We start from the raw sequence: 16,569 nt of genomic DNA, 5'->3' as shown, positions 1-16,569 counted from the left end.
CGGTCAGTTGCCCAGCGCCGGATCGAGCGGAGGTCAGCGGCCCAGCAGCAGCCCGTCCATCGCCCGGCCGAACAACCGCCGGCCGGCCAGGGCCAGTACGGGATCGAAGGCGCCCGGAACCCCGCGCAGCCGCAACTCCTCCACCCACACCGCACGGGCGCCACCGCCCCGCACCGCGGACACCTCGATCGACGCGTGACCCAGCACCACGCGCCCCCGCTTCTCCAGCCGGCACCGCCCCGGCCGCCCCGGCGCGGGCGGCTCCCAGACCACCACCTCCATGGGGTCGTCGAAGGCCAGCCGCCCGATACCGGTACGGGCCACGAACCTGCTCCCCACCCCCGTCGGCCCGGGGGTGAGCATCCGGGACCGGGTGAGCGGAACCATGCGGCCGTGCGCCGTGAAGTCGGTGAGCCGCCGCCACGCCTCCTCCACCGGCAGTCCCGACAGACGCTCCACGCGGATGAGGCTCACTCCTCCTCACCCGCCACGGCGAGGCCCGGCAGGTGCTCCGCCATCTCCTCCCGGGTCTCCGCCGAGAGGCCCGCGTCCGTCACCACGGTGTCCACCTCGTCGAGCCGACCGAAGGAACTGAGCCCCACCGTCCCCCACTTGGTGTGGTCCGCGACCACCACCACGCGCCGGGCCGAGCGCATCAGCCGCCGGTTCGTCTCCGCCTCCGCCAGATTCGGCGTCGAAAGCCCCGCCTCCACCGAGATCCCGTGCACCCCGAGGAACAGCACGTCGAAGTGGAGCGAGCGGATCGCCTGATCCGCCACCGGCCCCACCAGCGCGTCCGACGGAGTGCGCACCCCGCCCGTCAGCACCACCGTGGCCGCCCCCGACCGCCCCTCGCGCGCCGCGCCGTGCTGGGCCGTGTGGAAGACGTCGGCGACCCGCACCGAATTGGTCACCACCGTCAGATCCGGCACGTCCAGCAGATGCCCGGCCAGGGCGAACGTCGTCGTACCGCCCGAGAGCGCGATCGCCGCACCCGGCGCCACCATCCGCGCCGCCGCCCGGGCGATCTCCTCCTTCGCACCCAGTTCGAGAGCGGACTTGGCCTCGAAGCCGGGCTCGTGCGAACTGGTCTCGGCCACCGGCACCGCACCGCCGTGCACCTTCGCGACGACACCCTGGCGCGCCAGCACGTCCAGATCCCTGCGGATCGTCATGTCGGAGACATTGAGCCGCCGCGTCAGCTCATTGACCCGTACACCGCCGCGCCGTCGCACCTCGTCCAGAATGAGGGCGCGCCGCTGCTCCGCGAGGAGATTCTGATGGTCGCTCACCACCGAGGCAGGTCCTTCCGAAGGGAACTGGGGGATGGAGGGCGGATTCCGTGAGAGCCCCTGCACCGCCGCACGAGATTCCGCGATCCTGATTGCCTGACGTCGAATCCTCCCACCCAGAGAGTGAGGCACCGAAGTGCCCCCTGCCTCTCGCGCCCCCCAGAGCGGTGGCGCGGCGCTCGAACTCCTCGTCCACGGCGTCGGCGGTGCCACCCCGCAGGACATGCTGGACGACCCCCGCACCGTACGGATCACCGGCGACACCACCGCCGCCATGCACCGGCGCGTCGCGGACGCCGGCGCGGAGGACCACCCCGAGCGCTACGCCGAACGGCCGGTCCCGGAGGCGTACGTCTGGTCCAACCTCACCTCCGGCAACGGGGCCCGCGCCCTGTGGCTGCTGCTCCTGCCGTTCATGGTCGTCAACCTCGCCCACTGGATGCGCCCGCCCGCCAAGGGCCACCCGCGACTCCTGAGGCTGTACGGGACGCTGGTGCGGCTCGTCGCCCTCACCCTGACCGTGCTGCTCACCGCCGCCGCCTGCGAGGTCGCGCTCGACCTGACCGCCTGGCAGTGCGCCGGCTCGGCGGCCTGCGCGGACGACCGCGCGTGGCTCGGCTTCCTCTCGGCCGAGCGAGGCGGCTGGTGGTCCCAGCCGGGCCGCCGGCTCGCGCTCGCCGCCGTGGTCCCGGCGGCGCTGGTCGGCCTGCTCTGGTACCTCTCCAACCGCACGTGGAGCGCGTACGAGGCCCAGCGCCCGCCCACCGGCTACGACGAGAACGCCCCCGACGACCCGGCCCCGACCACGCGCCCCGACGCGACCGCGCCCACGCGCGACGCCTCAGCCGCCCGCGCCGACCACGCCGCCCCCCACGCACCCGCCGACCACGACGGCCCCGGCCGCGACCGCACCGAGGCCCGTCCCGCGCTCGGCCGTCCCGGCTTCTGGTACGGCCGGCGGCTGGTCGCCCGGCTGCGTGCCGCCCACACCGCCGCCGGGTTCCTGACCGTCGCCGCCGCCCTCACCGGAGCCGCCGTCCGCCACGACCGGGAGGCGTCCAGCGTCCTGCTCGACGCCCTCGCCCGGTCGCTCCAGACGGCCTGTCTCGTCCTCGGCGCCGTCGTCGTCTGGGTCGTCTGCCGCCGGGGCCGCAGCGAGAAGCGCCTCGACCTCCAGCTCGAACGGGCCTTCGTCTCCTGGCTGCCCGCCACCTCACTGGTCGTCCTCGCTCTCGCCGTCCTGCACACCGGCTGGTCCCGCCCCGGCTGGCGCTCGACCGGCACGCTCCCCGGCAACGCGACCTTCGGCGTCCTGACCGTCACCCAGGGCGTGCTCGTCGTCGCCCTCGGCGTGGTCGCCCTCCTCCTCCACCGCCCCGGCCACGACACGCGCACCGCGCTCCACGGGCTCGGCGGGCCCGCGGTCGCGATGCTCGCCTGCGCGCTCGGCGGCGTGATGTCCGGCGGCGTCGCCCAGCGCATGGCCGACTGGCTCGACGGCCCCGCGACCCCCGGCATGGGCGCCGGCTCGACCATCGCCCCGCCGGTGCTCCTCAGCTGGCAGGCGTCCGTCATCCCGGTCCTTCTCGTCCTGCTGCTCGGCCCCGCCGTGCTCCTCGCCGCACGGACCGCCCGCGCCGCCCGGCGCCTCGGACCCGCCGTGGAGAGCGACTACGGCACGGGGGACCCGGACCCGGTCCGTACCGGACGGATCGCCGCCGCCCGCGCGACCGCCTCCCTCACCGACGCCGCCCCCGCGCTCGTCGGGGCCGTCTCCGGCGCCACCCTCCTGCTCGGCGCAGGGTCCGTGGCCGGCGCCTGGGCCAGCGGCAACGTCCCCGGCCGGGCCTTCGACGGCGCCCACCCGGCGATCGCCTCCGCCGCCGAGACCGCCCAGGCGCTCGGCTCCTGGATGATCGGCTTCGGCTTCCTGCTCTTCGTCACCTGGGGCCGCCGCGCCTACAAGGACGCCTCCGCCCGCCGTACGATCGGCATCCTCTGGGACGTCGGCACCTTCTGGCCACGCGCCGCGCACCCCTTCGCCCCGCCCTGCTACGCCGAACGGGCCGTGCCCGACCTCACCTGGCGCATGAGCTCCTGGACCCGGCACACCGGCGGCCGGCTCGTCATCTCCGGCCACTCCCAGGGCAGCGTGCTCGCCGCGGCCGCCGTCTGGCAACTGCCGCCCGCCACCCGCGGCCGGGTCGCGCTGATGACCTACGGATCCCCGCTGGAGCGGCTCTACGGACGCTGGTTCCCGGCCTACTTCGGCCCCGGACCGCTGCGCGCCCTGCACCGCACCGTGCACTGCTGGAGCAACCTCTACCGGCTCACCGATCCCATAGGCGGCCCCGTCCGGGTGCCCGCCGACGGCGACAGGCCCGCCGTGGACCGCGACGCCCTGCTCGACCCGCTCGTCTACGGCCGTACGCCCCAACACCCGTTGCCCGAACCGATCCTGGGGCACTCCGACTACCAGGCCGATCCGGCGTTCGCCGCCGAACGCTCGGTCCTCCTGGACCGGTTGCCGCCCACCCTGCCCCGCCCCCGCGACGCCGGCGCCGACCGGCCCACGGATCAGGGGAGTTCGGGCAGGTCCTCCGGATAGAGCAGCGTCAGGTCGTCCGTGCTCGCGTCGGCGAGCACGGCGACCCGGCCCGCGTGCCGCTCCACCATCGACTCGAACGTCTGCCGGGCCGTACGGCCGTTGCCGAAGGCGGGGCCCTTCGGCAGCTCCGTGAAGTACTTCCGCAGCGCCTCGTCCGTGCCGTCGGCCAGCCGGTACTCGTGTTCCTCCGCCTGCTGCTGCACGATCCGCAACAGTTCGTCCGGCACGTAGTCACTGAAACTGATGGTCCGTGAGAAACGGGACGCCACACCGGGATTGACCGTCAGGAACCGTTCCATCTCGTGCGTGTACCCGGCGACGATCACCACCACCGCGTCCCGGTGGTCCTCCATCAGCTTCACCAGCGTGTCGATCGCCTCACGCCCGAAGTCGCGCCCCGAGTCCTCCGGCGACAGCGCGTACGCCTCGTCGACGAACAGCACCCCGCCGCGCGCCCGGTCGAACGCCTCCTGCGTACGGATCGCCGTCGAGCCGATGTGTTCGCCGACCAGGTCGACCCGGGAGACCTCGACCAGATGACCGCGCTCCAGGACCCCGAGCGACGCGAGGATCTCGCCGTACAGCCGGGCCACCGTCGTCTTGCCCGTGCCCGGGTTTCCGGTGAAGACCAGATGGCGGCGGACCGAGGCCGCCTTGAAGCCGGCCTCCTGCCGTCTGCGGCCGACCTCGATCATGTTGGTGAGCGTCCGCACCTCGTGCTTCACGCTCTCCAGGCCCACCAGCGCGTCCAGTTCGCCGAGGACGTCCTGCGAGGAGCGCTCGCTCACCACGGGGTCGGGTACGGGCTCCGGTACGGGCGCGGGAGCGACGGAGGAGCGCGGTGTGGGCACCGTACCGAGCAGGCCCGCCGTCGTCGTCGCGGTCACCGTCAGCACCGTCCCCGGATCGGCGCCCGGCGCGTGCCGCACCCCGCTCTCGTCGCTCGTGCAGTCCTCCGCGACCGGTCCGTCCTCGGGGAACTCGTACCCGCCGCGCGCACACCGCTCCGTACGGCACTTGCGCAGCGTGGTCCGGCAGCCGTCCATCACGTGGAAGCCGTAGCCGCCGCTCCCGGTCACCCGGCAGCCGTGGAAGGAGCCCCGGCCCTCCGCCGAGACGTAGAACCCGGCCTCGGCGGGGGAGGTGACCGTGCACCGCTCGATCGTCGGGTCGGCGCCCTTGGTGACGATCACCCCGGTCTGCACGGCGTCGATCGTGCACCCCGCGAGCGTGCCCCCGCTGCCGTGGTCGCGGAACCAGGCGCCGGTGGAGGCCTCCCGGATCCGGCAGTCGTCGAGCTGCGCGGTCGCCCCGTCGCTCACCGACACCGCCGTGTTCCGCACCTGTGACAGATCGCTGTCGACGACGTCCACGCGCGAGCCCCGGTCGAGCACGAAGAGCGCGTCCGGCACGTCGTGCACCCGGCAGGCGTCGAGGACGGCGGTCGCCCCGTCGCTGATCCAGACCGCCGGGTAGTCGCCCGTACTGTCGTGGATCTCGCACTGGTTGGCGTCCACCCGCGTGCCCGGGTCCCACACCGAGAGCCCGTTGCGGCCGAAGCGGCGCACGGTCGAGCGGGTCAGCGTCAGCACCGAACGGGAGCGCAGGTCCACCGCGTTCTCGGGGATGTCGTGGATGTCGCAGTCGGAGAGGGTGAGAACGGCGTCCGTGTCGAGCGTGATGCCGTCGGCCGACGTGCGGTGCACGGAGGAATCCGTCAGGTGCGCGGTGGCGCGGGACGCGATCTGCAGACCGGTGCCCTTGATCTCGTACACCTCGCAGCCGATGCCCTCCAGGGCGCTGCCCTCGCCGGTGACGCTGATCCCGGCACCGGACGCGTGGTGGACCCGGCAGCGCTCCAGGCGTGGATGCGCGCCGCCGCGCACCGAGACACCGGACTGGCCCGCCGCGACGATCTCGCACTCCTCGAACACCCCGCCCGCGCCGTCGAGCACGGCGATGCCGACGCCCGCCGGATTGTCGACGGTGCAGCGCCGGACCGTGGGACGGGCCGCGCCGCGCACCTCCAGGCCCGCCGCCGAGCGGGTCACGATCCGCAGGTCGAGCAGGTCCGGGGTGCCGTCCTCGACCAGCAGGGCGGGCGCGGCGGAGTCCTGCCCCTCCACGTGCAGGTCCTGCACGGTCGCGGAGGCCCGTACGGTCAGGGGTACGCCGTCCACGGGGGCGATCCGGACCGAGCCGATCCCGCCCTCGGGGCCGCGCAGGGTGACGGCGCGTTGGATGACGAGGTTCTCCCGGTAGGTACCGGGGGCGACGGTGAGCACGTCGCCGTCCCCGGCGGCCTCGAGAGCCGCGGCGAGGGAGGCGTACTCACCCGTGCGGCGCCGCCACCGCGAAGTGCCGGTGTGCGTCACCTGGACCGTGCCCTGTGCCATGGGTGTGCTCTGCCCCCGCCTCGTGCGTCGCTGCTGATCCGATGCCCCACCGTAGCGCGCGCGACGCCGCCGGGTTGACGGGTCAGCTGCCCGCGCCCGTACGGCCCCAGTCGGGACCGGCCTTGGCCCACGCACGGTCGAGACGCCGGTACCGCCGGTGTACGAGCCGGCGTACGACCAGCCTTCTGACGGCCTCCACGAAGACCGCCGCCAGGGCCGTCGCGAGCAGCCCGACGACGATGGCGTGCGCGTGCGCGGTCTCCGGTCGCATCGGCGCGGGCACCGGGCGCCCGTCGCGGTCCGTCCACAGCCGGAAGGTGTCGCCCGGATCGGCGAGGTCCCGCCGGGTGGCCACCGTGCCCGTACGGCTCGCGCCGTCCGGCGCCGTCCAGCGTGCGACGACGGAGCGGCGGGCCGGCTGCTCGGCCGTGGACTCGGGGCTCCGCAGGCCGGGGGCGGGCACGTCGGAGAGCCGCACCACCTGGGCCGTCGTGGGCAGCCGCTGGAGGTTCTGGGCGCGTACCGCGCGCTGGAGCGAGGCATCGGTGCCGGTGCCCGCGATCCAGCCGGCCGCGGGGGCGGCGAGCACCAGCAGCAGGACGGCCGTGACGGCGACCCACGCCTCGATCAGGTCCGTGGTCCGGCGCAGGGGGTTGTGCCGCCAGCGCCAGACTCCGATGGCTGCGCGCACGCGCCCACACCCCCTCGTCGTCCGTGGCTCCTCCAACGAGTCTGACCCGGGGGCGGGTTCCCCGCCTGTCGGGACGGGCGGTGTGACGTGATCGCGTGTCGTCCGCCCTCAGTCGAGGATCTTGACCTCGTCGCCCACCCGGATGATGCCGGGGTGCTCGGGGACCAGGTTCTGGCCGAAGATCAGCCGGCTGCCCTGCTTGCGGTGCCGGGCGAGGGTGCGCAGCGGTTCCTTGCCGCGCGCGGCCGTGAACTGGTCGGTCGTGGTGACGACGCAGCGGCCGCAGGGCTTGGCCACGCGGAACGTCACCTCGCCGATGGCGAGCCGGCGCCAGCCGTCCTCCGCCCAGGGCGCGGCCCCTTCGACGACCACGTTCGGCCGGAACCGGTCCATCGGCAGCGGGCCCTCCCCGGCGTGGTCCCCCTGGGAGATCAGCGCGTTGAGGGCGTCGAGGGAGGCGGTGGAGGTGACCAGGAGGGGGTAGCCGTCGGCGAAGCTCACCGTCTCGCCCGGCAGCGCGTACTCCGGGTCGAGGGGTCGCCGACGCGCCGGATCGTCCATGTGGACGAGCCGGGACTTGGTCTCCAGAAAGGCGCTCAGCCAGGCGTCGGCCGCCGGACCGGCCGGGACGGCCTCCACGGGGGTGTCGAAGACCTCCACCCGGATCGTGGACGACGGCTCCGGTTCCGCCACCGGCAGCGTGGGGTGGCCGGCGGCGGACAGGGTGATCCCGCCGCTCGGCAGGGCCTCGGCCGAGGCCAACGCCATCCGTGGATGGCGGCGTTGGGTCACGACCTTGCCCGACGCGTCCACGACGGCCCAGCGGCGGTCACCGGCCAGTCCCCATGGCTGGACCTCCGCCTCGGCGAGAGCGTGTCCGCGCAGCGCCTTGACCGGATGGACATGGACGGAGCGCAGACGAGGAATCGGCATGCCGTCATCCTGCCAGTCGCTCCGTGCAGGTGTCGGTCAGTACCCCTGGCCCTGGTACGGGCGGTTGTACGGATCCTGGTACTGCGCGGGGGCCGGGGCGGGCCGGGCGGCGGCGGGGCGCATCGCCTCGTAGCCGGTCGCGGCGGGACGCTGCGGCTGGGGCTGCTGGACGCCCGGGTAGCCGCGCGGTCCGGCGGGCTGCTGCGGGATGTACGGCGCCGGAGCGTGCTGCAGCGGGACGGGGGCCATCTGCTGCGCGGGCTGGGGGTAGCCGTACGAGCCGCCGTAGGAGGGGGTGGGGCTGGGTGCCGCCGGGAGGGCGGGCAGCGCCGAGGGCAGCGCCGGCAGGTAGCTGTTGCCGGTGTCGTACGCGGAAGGCACTCGGATCGGGGCGATCTGAGGCGTGCCCCGCTCCGCGACCAGGGAGTCGTAGATGGGGGTGTCGGGGAACGACGGCGCGGTGTAGTAACCGCCTCCGTAGGTGGAGCGGGGGGAGGTCATGGCCATAAGTTAAGCCCACGATGTGCTGGTTGGGGAGCCCCCATCTTCGGGTCATCCGATTTACGCTGGTTTTGTCCTCCTGGCCTGTCGAAACATTGATAAAGCCTCCGTTAACAGAGGGGGATTTTTCGCCGCGTGACGCCCCTCGTGCTAACGAGAAGTGTCGGAAGGGCTACCAAGGGCGACGCCCACGTCTGCGCCCGCCGTTGCCGCCTCGCCCTTTCGGGGGAACGTACGAAGAGAGGGAAAGAACGGGCCCGCAATCAAGGCGGTGTTGTTCGGCGCCACCCGTGCCCGAGAAATCCCCGGCCCTCGGATAACGGGGATTCCGGGTGAGTTCGCGTCTTCCGGGGAGTCTGCCTTTCACACGTCATCGACCGATGGAGGAGAAGCCGTGAGTGACGACGTCTGGGCCCTGGTGCACGCCGAACGCGCGGCGCTCGTCGACGACCTGGCGCCGCTCGACGAGGCGGGATGGCGGACGCCGTCGCTCTGCGACGGGTGGACCGTGCACGAGGTGGTCGCCCACCTCGTGGACACGGCGAAGACGACGCGCCTGGGGTTCGTGTTCGGCCTGGCACGGGCGGGGTTCGACTTCGACCGGCAGAACACCGCCGGTGTGCGACGCGAGCGCGGGGCCTCGCCGGAGGAGACCCTGGAGCGTCTGCGGAGCGTGGTGCACCGCACCTCGACCCCGCCGGCCCCGCTGGACAGCAGGCTCGTCGAGGAGGTCGTCCACGGCGAGGACATCCGCAGGCCGCTGGGGCTGACCCGCGCCTACCCGGAGGAGGCGGTCGTCCGGGCGCTCCGCCTGCAGGCGCGTACCCCCGCCTCGTTCGGCGGCGCCAGGGAACTCCTCGCCCGCGTGCGGCTGACCGCGACGGACGCCGACGTGGCGATCGGTTCGGGCCCGGGCGTGAGCGGTCCCGTGCTCTCCCTCCTGCTGGCGGTCTCCGGGCGCCGGGTGGCGCTCGGAGACCTCACCGGACCGGGGCTCGGCGCGCTGTCGGACGAGTCGTGACGACGGACGCTCACTCCAGCCGGGCCCGCTCCTCATCGGTCCACGCGCTCGTGTCGCGAGGCTCGACGTAGAGCTCCTCGTCCTCCGGGTGGCCGCCCACGACGGCGCGCCGGCGCACCACTTCGGCGTCGACCTCCAGACCGAGGAGGATCGCCACGTTCGAGATCCACAGCCACATCAGGAAGATGATCACGCCCGCCAGGGCGCCGTAGGTCTGGTTGTACGAGCCGAAGTTCGCGACGTAGAAAGCGAAGCCCGCCGAGGCGAGCATCCACAGCACGAGCGCCAGGAAGCTGCCGAGGCTGACCCATGCGAAGCCGCCCCCCTTGGCGTTCGGGGCGGCCCAGTACAGCAGCGCGATCATGATCGTGACGAGCAGGAGCAGGACCGGCCACTTCGCGATCGACCACGCCGTCAGCGCGGTGTCGCCGATGCCGAGCGCCGCGCCCGCGTGCCGGGCCAGACCGCCCGTGAAGACCACGATCAGCGCGCTGGCACTGGCCAGCACCATGAGCGACACCGTCAGGACGAGGCGCAGCGGCAGGATCTTCCACGCGGGGCGGCCCTCGGGGACGTCGTAGACGACGTTCGAGACGCGGATGAACGCGGCGACGTATCCGGAGGCGGCCCAGACGGCGAGCAGAAGACCGACGATCGCCAGGGTCGAGCCGACGCCGCCGTTGCCCCGGAGCTGCTCCACCGCGTCACTGATCACCTCGCGCGCGGACCCGGGCGCCAGCTTGTTCAGGTTGTCCAGCACCTGCCGGATCGCCGACTCGCCCGCGACGCCCAGCAGGGACACGAGGACCAGGAGGGCCGGGAACAGCGACAGGATGCCGTAGTAGGTGAGCGACGCGGCGCGGTCGAGCAGCTCGTCCTCCTGGAACCGCTTCAGTGTGCCGCGCACGACAGCCGCCCAGGACCGGCGGGGCATCTCGGACACCGTGTCGGGTGCCTGTTCCTCGACCTGCGCGTCGGGGCCGAGGCCGCTCGGGTCGTCCGTCGCTGAGCTGCTCTGGGTGCGTGTCATGACCGTCGGCTTACCGCTTCTGCCCGTCCCATGCCGCTCCGGCGTCGTGGGGGCGTCGCGCGCGGTGTGGGCCCCGCACGCCGGGGCACGCGCACAGCGAGGGCCGTATCCCGGCGCCTCGCGGTTCGGCGGGCAGCAGAGGAGCGGCGATATGACGGACGACCTGTGGAGCTACGGCACGCTGTGCGGTCACGTGGCGGGCACCGATCTGACCGGGTGGAGGGTCGAGGCGAGCGACGGCCACGTCGGAGAGGTGGACGAGCACTCCGACGAGACCGGTGACGCGTATCTGGTCCTGGACGCCGGGGCGTGGATCTTCGGAAAGCTGCTCATTCCCGCGAGCGCGGTGGCGCGGGTCGACGCGCGGGAGAGCACGGTCCACCTCGGCCTCTCCAGGGAACAGGTCGAGGACGCACCGCAGTTCCTCTCCGACAAGGACCTCGCCGACCCGCAGTACCGCGAGGACGTCGTGGCGTACTACTACCGTACGGGCGGCCCCTGCCCGGACCGATCGGACACCGTCTGACACCCCGTCCCGCCCCGGCCCGCACCGTCCCGCCGCGCCCCACGCCCGCGGCGAGAGGCGGGCCGGACCCGAACGACGCCGATCCGCCCCGAGGAGACGGGGCGGATCGGAGGCGGTCGGTGAGCGTGCGTCGTGTGATCGCGCCGTGCGTGCGACGCACGCGGGGGAGACGGAGCTGTGGTGCCGTCAGCTCCGTCGGACGCGTCAGATCCGTCCGCCCACGAGCCGCGTCAGCGGACCGACGGGCGGCTTGGCGGTCGAGCGGCCCACCGCGAACGCGGCGCCGGCGACACCCACGACACCGGCAGCGGCCCCCGCCGCGATCATCTTCCGGTTCTTGACGACGGCCCAGGCGGCGGTGGCCGCGGTCGCGGCCTTGGCGGCGTTCGCCGTCACGGCCTGCTGGCCCGCCTGCAGCCCGCTCGCCACCGCCCGGCCGGTGCGCTTGGTGGTCTCGCTCGCGGAGCCGAGTGTCGTCGACGCGGCCTTCTCGGCGTCGTGCGCGGCGGTCTCCGCCTGGCTCGCCGCCGCCGTGGCCTTCGACTCGGCGCGCTTGGCCGTGGCCGTGGTGCGCTTCGCCGTGGACTTCCTGGCGGTGGCGTTGGCGGAGTTCTTGGCACTTTCGTTCGATGCAGTCATGGCATTCCTCCTTGCCTCTCTCCCGCCGGTGAAACGGCGAGGACGTCTACGGAACGGCGGGCGGCCGCCTCACCGGCCGATCGGGTCGCTGCCGATCGGGTCGCGGGGGAGGAGCGACCCCAACGGGCCCAGGTCCAGGTTCAGATCGTCCATGGTCAGGTCGTACCGCGTGCACAGTTCTTCCATCCGCTCGTGCAGGATCATCAGCGTCATGCCGATGCGCTCCTCCTCGTCCTCACCGAGGTCGCCCTGGTCGACGCGGTGCACGGCGGTCCGCTCCATCAGCTGCCGCAGCAGTTCGACGATGGTGAGGACGAGTTTGATCAGGTCGCGTTCCACCGTGTCGGGGTCCGTGGCGAGCCGCTGTGCCACGGCGTTGCCGGCGGCGGCGGTGGTCGTCGGATGCGTCATCCGGGAGACCTCCTTGGGATCGAGGCGCGGTCGGTGAGCGGGTCATGTTCCGCCGTGGGGCCGGGAGTCAGGAGCGGTTCCCCGGCACCGTACGGTCGCGCCCAGGGCGCCGGTTCGTCGCCGGTGATCGACCGGATGACCGCGCGCAGGTTGATGTGGACCAGGTCGACGTCGGCGATGGAGAGAACCAGATCGCCGGTCAGGACCGCGCCTCCGTTCAGAAGGCGGTCCAGCAGGTCGATGAGAGCCACGGGGGGACCGGAGAGGCGCTCGCTCGGCTCGTGCGACCCGTCGTCCGTGAACGGGGTGCTCATCGCGAAACGCCCCCGTCGGCCACGCTCTCCCCGTCGGCCATGCTCGGGGTCGCGAACGAGTACGGCGCCCACGGGCCGGTGACTTCCACCCGCACCCCGGGAACCGCCCGCGCCACCGCCTCCACGTCCTCGCGGAAGCGCTCCTCGGTCCCCATCGGCACCAGGTACGCGTGGTTGGAGATGTTGACCCCACGCCGACCGGACAGTTCGCCCTGTTGAGGGCGGTGCGCGACCGTGGCCCGCGCACGCTCCTGCGCCACCTTCGTCACCTCGGCCGCGACGACCCCGGCGCTCCGATAGAGCTCCTCGGTGCTCCGCCGGTGCTGCCTGCGCTGTTGCAGGTAGGCCCGGCCCGGGCTCGTCGCGGGGGCCGGGGCCGTCGCTTCCTCCGTGGGGCCGCCCGCGGCCGTCATCGCCTCCGGGTCGGCGTGGACCTTCACGCCCAGCTCGACATGGCCGTCGAGCCACGCCAGCAACTCGGTGAAGTGGGCGAGATGACCGGCCAGCATGTCGGCGACCCGGCCCTCGTCGAGGTAGACGGTGGCCAGCCTGAGGGGAAGGACGACCGACTCCGCGAACGCGGCGTCGACGACGGCATGGTGCGACCGGGCGATCTCCTCGAGCCGGGTGAGATCCTCCAACTGACGCCGCAGCGCCGCCTCGTCGAACACCTCGCCCGGCACGACCGACACCAGCGCGACGAGACCACCGGCCGCCACCAGCTCCACGGCGTGGCCGTCGACCCCCCTCACCCGCCGGACGAGACGGCGGGCGCCCTCGTCGTCCCGGCCGATGCCGTAGACGTACACCACCGAGGGAGCGGCGAACGGCTCCGCCGACCGGGGACCCGGCCGCGCGTCCGGCTCGCGGCCGGGGGCGCCGGGCGCTCCGTGTGCCATCTCAGGCGTACTCACCGCGCTCCCTCCTTCCCCTCACCGGTGACCGCCTCCGGCGTCGGTTCGGCACCCACCGGTCCGCCCGCGGCCCGCAGGCGCGAGAGTTCGGCCCGCAGACGCTCGTTCTCGTCGGCCAGCAGCTCCTCACGAGGCGCGCCGCCGTCGACCGAGCGGGCCGGGCGCGCCCGGGAGGAGAGCGACGGGTCGTGCTCCCACCAGTCGATGCCCATCTCCTTCGCCTTGTCGACCGAGGCGACCAGCAGCCGAAGCTTGATGGTCAGCAGCTCGATGTCGAGGAGATTGATCTGGATGTCGCCGGCGATCACGATGCCCTTGTCGAGCACTCGTTCCAGGATGTCCGCGAGGTTCGCGGACGAGCCCTGAAGACCGCTCGGTTGTGCGGCATGCGGTGAAGCCGGTAGGCGTCCCGCGAAGGATTCGGACACGTTGGCGCCCCTGTTCTGTGGGTGTGCTCCTGCTCGGTCAGCTGCCGACGGAGGCGCGTCGACGGGAGCGACGCCCCGAGCTGCGCGGCTCGTCCTCGTCAGCCGGCTCGTCGGCGTCGTCGGCCGGTTCGTCTGCCTCGTCGGCAGGTTCGTCGTCCGCGTCGTCCTCGGCGGCGTACTCCTCCGCGTCGGCGTCCTCGGCCCGACCCTCGTCGGCGTCGTCCGCTTCGTCCGCTTCGTCGGCCTCGTCGACGTCGTCGCCTTCGTCCGCCTCGTAGGCGGGGTCCTCCTCGGCCTCGTCGTCGATCTCCTCGCCGTCCTCGTCGACGGGAGCGTCGTACTCGTCCTCGTACTCGTCGTCGGCGCGGCTCTCCTCGTCCTCGACCGCCTCGTCGTGGCCGACCACGACCTCGCCGTCCCTGATCTCGCCACGCCAGCCGTCCGTGGCCTCGCCGCGCATCATCAGGAACTTCCGGTAGAGCTTGAGATCCAGCCGGGCACGCCGACCCTGGGCACGCCAGATGTTGCCCGTCTTCTCGAAGAGCCCCTTCGGGAAGTACTCGAGGACCAGCAGGACCCGGGTGAGGTCGTCGGTGAGACGGTGGAAGGTCACCACCCCCCGGACCGTCCCCTTCGCACCCTCCGTGGTCCAGGTGATGCGCTGGTCGGGCACCTGCTCGGTGACGTTCGCCTGCCAACTACGTGTCGACTTGGCGACCTTCACCTTCCAGTTGGTGGTCGTGTCGTCCGCGGTCTCGACGCTGACGACCCCCTTGGCGAAGGTGCTGAACTCCTGGAACTGCGTCCACTGGTCGTACGCCTCGCGCACCGGGACGCCGACATCGATGTCCTCGACGATCGTCACGCTCTTCCGGGCACCTCCGCCCGACGTGCGACCGCCGCCGAAGAGCCCCTTGGCCTTGTCCTTCAGGGAGTCCTTGAAGGCGGACGCCCCGGCCGTCAGCACGGCACGTGCCGGTGACTTCCCCTCACCGAGCGCCTTCCCGCCCTTCGCGAGCCCCTTGGCCAGGCCGCCCTTGGCCGCTCCGGGCTCCCCGAGCTTGGCGACGCTGTCGCCGAGGCGCTCCCCGAGCCGGCTCACGGCGTCCTCGGCGCGTGCGGTCAGGTAGTGGCGCAGCTCTTCCTTCAGTCTTTCGGTGGCCGGGTTCTCCGCCACCTCGTTCTTGATCCTGCTGAGCGTCGAATCACTCATCGTTGTCGCTCCTGCTCTTGCGCGTGCGGGAGGCCGCCGACTTCCTGGGGGCGGCCGCACGCTTGCGGGCGGTCGTCGACTTCCGCGGGCGGGCAGCGGTGCCGGCCTTCGCGGTGCTCTTCGACGCGGTCTTGGAAGCGGACTTGGAGGCGGACTTGGCCGCCCCGGCGGACCGTGCCGGCGCCTTCCGCTTGTCGGAGTCGGAGTCGGAGTCGGCGCCGTCGTCGGACTCGGAGTCCGAGTCGTCGTGGGAGCCGGTGGCCTCGTCGTCGCGCTCGTCGTCGTCCGCGGCCACGGCCTCGCCGTCGCGGCCGATGGCCTGGGTGCGCTGGTGCAGCGTGTCGGCGAGACCCGTGGCGCGCTTGGTGAGGGCCTGCGTCGCGGCCGACTTCGTGGCGTCGACCAGCTCTCTGCGGACCTGGTCGCTCAGCGCACCCGTGACCGGCGAGTTGGCCAGCAGCTTCCCGATCCGCCGGGGATCGAGGTCGAGCTTGCGGCCGGCGAGGAACATCCCCACGCCGATGGCCATCTTGGCCTTCTTCGTCCGTCCGAGGAGATAGCCTCCGACCAGCGCGGCGGCTGTCGTGGCGTTCTTCTGTATCACCGGTGCACCTCGTTCTGCCTCGCTCGTTCCCTGTGTTCGGTCATGAACCCTTCTCCGTCTGCCTTCGGTACGCCTCGATCTCGTCGAGGCGGTCCAGGAGGGCGTCCTCGCGCCGGTCGAACTCCTCCGCGTCGACCCGGCCGTTCGCCAGGTCGTCGACGAGCGCGGCCAGTTGCGCGCGTACGGGTTCGGGGTCGTAGTACTCCCGTTCCGCCGCGAGCAGCACCTGGTCGACCACCCACGCCGTGCCGCGGAGAGGTGCGAGCGGCAGGGTCAGAACGCCGGTCAGGAGCCCCACGTCCTCACCTCCTCCGGTTTCGTACGCTCGGACGGATCACACGAAGCTGTACGGGGGCAGAGGCCCGGTCAGCGTGAAGGTGCAGGCGTCGCCCTGGCGCTCGGCCTCCTCCCGTACGGCGCGTACGAACTCCTCCGAGGACTCCGCCGGGACGAGGAACGACACGTTCAGGAAGTGGCTCGCGCTCGGCTCGCCGCGCGCGGCGCGGGCCGCGGTGGGCAGCAGGCGCTCCATGGTCTTCTCGGCCTGCGCCTGGCTGCGTTCGGCCACCTGTCCGGAGACCAGTTCGCCGAGGGCGATGCGTTCGTCCTGGCCGGCCGCCCCCGACCGCGTCCGTTCATTGAGCTCCCGGATCTGGTCGGACTCCGCCACGATCTCGAGCAGCAGGTCCTGCTCGTCGCGGGCCGCCTTGAGGTTGAACTCCACGTGCCCGGCGAGTTCGGCGAGGCGGGTCCGGTACGCGTCGCTGTCCTGCGCCAGTGCCTCGGCCACCTTCTCGTCGTCCGGGCCGAGCAGGCCGAAGCGCATCGGCAGCGTCGCGCCGTCCGCCATCAGGGTTTCCAGGACGCCCTCGTGGGCCAGCACGTCACGACGCTTGGCCCGCAGACCCTCGGGGGCGTCGCTGACGACCGCGGCGATGTCGCCGGTCGTGACGGTGCGCAGCGGCGCGGGTGGTTCGCCCACGCCCTGGAGCTCGTCCAGGCGCAGGGGGTGGTCGACGCCGGTGATGGCGTACACGTAGGTCGGCAC

The 16,569-nt window shown here is 72.8% G+C and carries 19 protein-coding genes; 3 read left to right on the top strand and 16 right to left on the bottom strand.

What is annotated here, in order from left to right; all coding sequences use genetic code 11:
• Positions 1-33: 33 nt before the first annotated feature.
• Both ACIPPS_RS14200 and ACIPPS_RS14195 read right to left on the bottom strand, forming a co-directional pair.
• A complete protein-coding gene (locus ACIPPS_RS14200; protein WP_401430790.1) occupies positions 34-474 on the bottom strand; it encodes an SRPBCC family protein in 441 nt (146 codons plus the stop codon).
• Positions 471-1,292: a DeoR/GlpR family DNA-binding transcription regulator gene (locus tag ACIPPS_RS14195; RefSeq protein WP_401430788.1), complete on the bottom strand. Its 822-nt coding sequence runs from the start codon at positions 1,290-1,292 to the stop codon at positions 471-473. The genes ACIPPS_RS14200 and ACIPPS_RS14195 overlap by 4 nt, the downstream gene beginning before the upstream one ends.
• Positions 1,293-1,428: 136 nt before the next feature.
• Between ACIPPS_RS14195 and ACIPPS_RS14190 the strand changes: the two genes are divergently transcribed.
• Positions 1,429-3,900, top strand: coding sequence for a hypothetical protein (locus tag ACIPPS_RS14190; RefSeq protein ID WP_401430786.1), 2,472 nt, complete (start codon positions 1,429-1,431; stop codon positions 3,898-3,900).
• Here ACIPPS_RS14190 and ACIPPS_RS14185 read toward each other — a convergent pair.
• The 4 genes from ACIPPS_RS14185 to ACIPPS_RS14170 form a co-directional block, all read right to left on the bottom strand.
• Entirely contained in the window at positions 3,870-6,296 is a 2,427-nt protein-coding gene (locus tag ACIPPS_RS14185; protein WP_401430784.1) for a right-handed parallel beta-helix repeat-containing protein, read from the bottom strand. The two genes, ACIPPS_RS14190 and ACIPPS_RS14185, sit on opposite strands and share 31 nt — an antisense overlap.
• Positions 6,297-6,378: 82 nt before the next feature.
• Positions 6,379-6,987 carry a hypothetical protein gene (locus ACIPPS_RS14180; protein ID WP_401430782.1) on the bottom strand — a complete coding sequence of 203 codons (609 nt, stop codon included), beginning with the start codon at positions 6,985-6,987 and terminating at the stop codon, positions 6,379-6,381.
• A gap of 108 nt (positions 6,988-7,095) precedes the next feature.
• Positions 7,096-7,920: an MOSC domain-containing protein gene (locus tag ACIPPS_RS14175; RefSeq protein ID WP_401430780.1), complete on the bottom strand. Its 825-nt coding sequence runs from the start codon at positions 7,918-7,920 to the stop codon at positions 7,096-7,098.
• A gap of 36 nt (positions 7,921-7,956) precedes the next feature.
• Entirely contained in the window at positions 7,957-8,421 is a 465-nt protein-coding gene (locus ACIPPS_RS14170; RefSeq protein ID WP_401430778.1) for a DUF6643 family protein, read from the bottom strand.
• A gap of 394 nt (positions 8,422-8,815) precedes the next feature.
• Here ACIPPS_RS14170 and ACIPPS_RS14165 point away from each other — a divergent pair, with 394 nt between their 5' ends.
• A complete protein-coding gene (locus ACIPPS_RS14165; RefSeq protein WP_401430776.1) occupies positions 8,816-9,442 on the top strand; it encodes a maleylpyruvate isomerase family mycothiol-dependent enzyme in 627 nt (208 codons plus the stop codon).
• 10 nt (positions 9,443-9,452) lie between these two features.
• Here the strand turns inward: ACIPPS_RS14165 and ACIPPS_RS14160 are convergent, their stop codons facing one another.
• Positions 9,453-10,472 (bottom strand): YihY/virulence factor BrkB family protein, encoded by a 1,020-nt coding sequence (locus tag ACIPPS_RS14160; RefSeq protein WP_401430774.1) that lies wholly within the window; start codon positions 10,470-10,472, stop codon positions 9,453-9,455.
• Positions 10,473-10,623: 151 nt separating this feature from the next.
• Here ACIPPS_RS14160 and ACIPPS_RS14155 point away from each other — a divergent pair, with 151 nt between their 5' ends.
• Complete coding sequence (locus ACIPPS_RS14155) at positions 10,624-10,998, top strand: PRC-barrel domain containing protein (protein ID WP_401430772.1); 375 nt, start codon at positions 10,624-10,626, stop codon at positions 10,996-10,998.
• Positions 10,999-11,202: 204 nt separating this feature from the next.
• Here ACIPPS_RS14155 and ACIPPS_RS14150 read toward each other — a convergent pair whose 3' ends face one another.
• The 9 genes from ACIPPS_RS14150 to ACIPPS_RS14110 form a co-directional block, all read right to left on the bottom strand.
• A complete protein-coding gene (locus tag ACIPPS_RS14150; protein WP_401430770.1) occupies positions 11,203-11,637 on the bottom strand; it encodes a hypothetical protein in 435 nt (144 codons plus the stop codon).
• A 69-nt stretch (positions 11,638-11,706) separates the two neighbouring features.
• Positions 11,707-12,048 carry a gas vesicle protein K gene (locus ACIPPS_RS14145; protein ID WP_401430768.1) on the bottom strand — a complete coding sequence of 114 codons (342 nt, stop codon included), beginning with the start codon at positions 12,046-12,048 and terminating at the stop codon, positions 11,707-11,709.
• Positions 12,045-12,362 carry a gas vesicle protein gene (locus ACIPPS_RS14140; RefSeq protein WP_401430766.1) on the bottom strand — a complete coding sequence of 106 codons (318 nt, stop codon included), beginning with the start codon at positions 12,360-12,362 and terminating at the stop codon, positions 12,045-12,047. The genes ACIPPS_RS14145 and ACIPPS_RS14140 overlap by 4 nt, the downstream gene beginning before the upstream one ends.
• Complete coding sequence (locus ACIPPS_RS14135) at positions 12,359-13,276, bottom strand: GvpL/GvpF family gas vesicle protein (protein WP_401430764.1); 918 nt, start codon at positions 13,274-13,276, stop codon at positions 12,359-12,361. Before ACIPPS_RS14135 ends, ACIPPS_RS14140 begins: the two co-directional genes overlap by 4 nt.
• The gene (locus ACIPPS_RS14130) at positions 13,273-13,704 is read right to left on the bottom strand and encodes a gas vesicle protein (RefSeq protein WP_401430762.1); all 432 of its coding nucleotides are present in this window, start codon (positions 13,702-13,704) and stop codon (positions 13,273-13,275) included. Before ACIPPS_RS14130 ends, ACIPPS_RS14135 begins: the two co-directional genes overlap by 4 nt.
• Before the next feature lie 37 nt (positions 13,705-13,741).
• On the bottom strand, positions 13,742-14,917 hold the full coding sequence (locus tag ACIPPS_RS14125; RefSeq protein ID WP_401430760.1) for an SRPBCC family protein: 1,176 nt from the start codon (positions 14,915-14,917) through the stop codon (positions 13,742-13,744).
• Positions 14,910-15,521 (bottom strand): hypothetical protein, encoded by a 612-nt coding sequence (locus tag ACIPPS_RS14120; RefSeq protein ID WP_401430758.1) that lies wholly within the window; start codon positions 15,519-15,521, stop codon positions 14,910-14,912. The genes ACIPPS_RS14125 and ACIPPS_RS14120 overlap by 8 nt, the downstream gene beginning before the upstream one ends.
• Before the next feature lie 40 nt (positions 15,522-15,561).
• Positions 15,562-15,819, bottom strand: a complete 258-nt coding sequence (locus tag ACIPPS_RS14115) for a gas vesicle protein GvpG (RefSeq protein WP_401430756.1) — start codon at positions 15,817-15,819, stop codon at positions 15,562-15,564.
• Positions 15,820-15,855: 36 nt separating this feature from the next.
• A complete protein-coding gene (locus ACIPPS_RS14110) occupies positions 15,856-16,569 on the bottom strand; it encodes a GvpL/GvpF family gas vesicle protein (protein ID WP_401430754.1) in 714 nt (237 codons plus the stop codon).

The sequence above is a fragment of the Streptomyces sp. NPDC090127 genome (genome assembly GCF_044746945.1).
Classification (GTDB): Bacteria; Actinomycetota; Actinomycetes; order Streptomycetales; family Streptomycetaceae; genus Streptomyces.
This window is presented reverse-complemented; position numbering and strand designations above follow the sequence as displayed.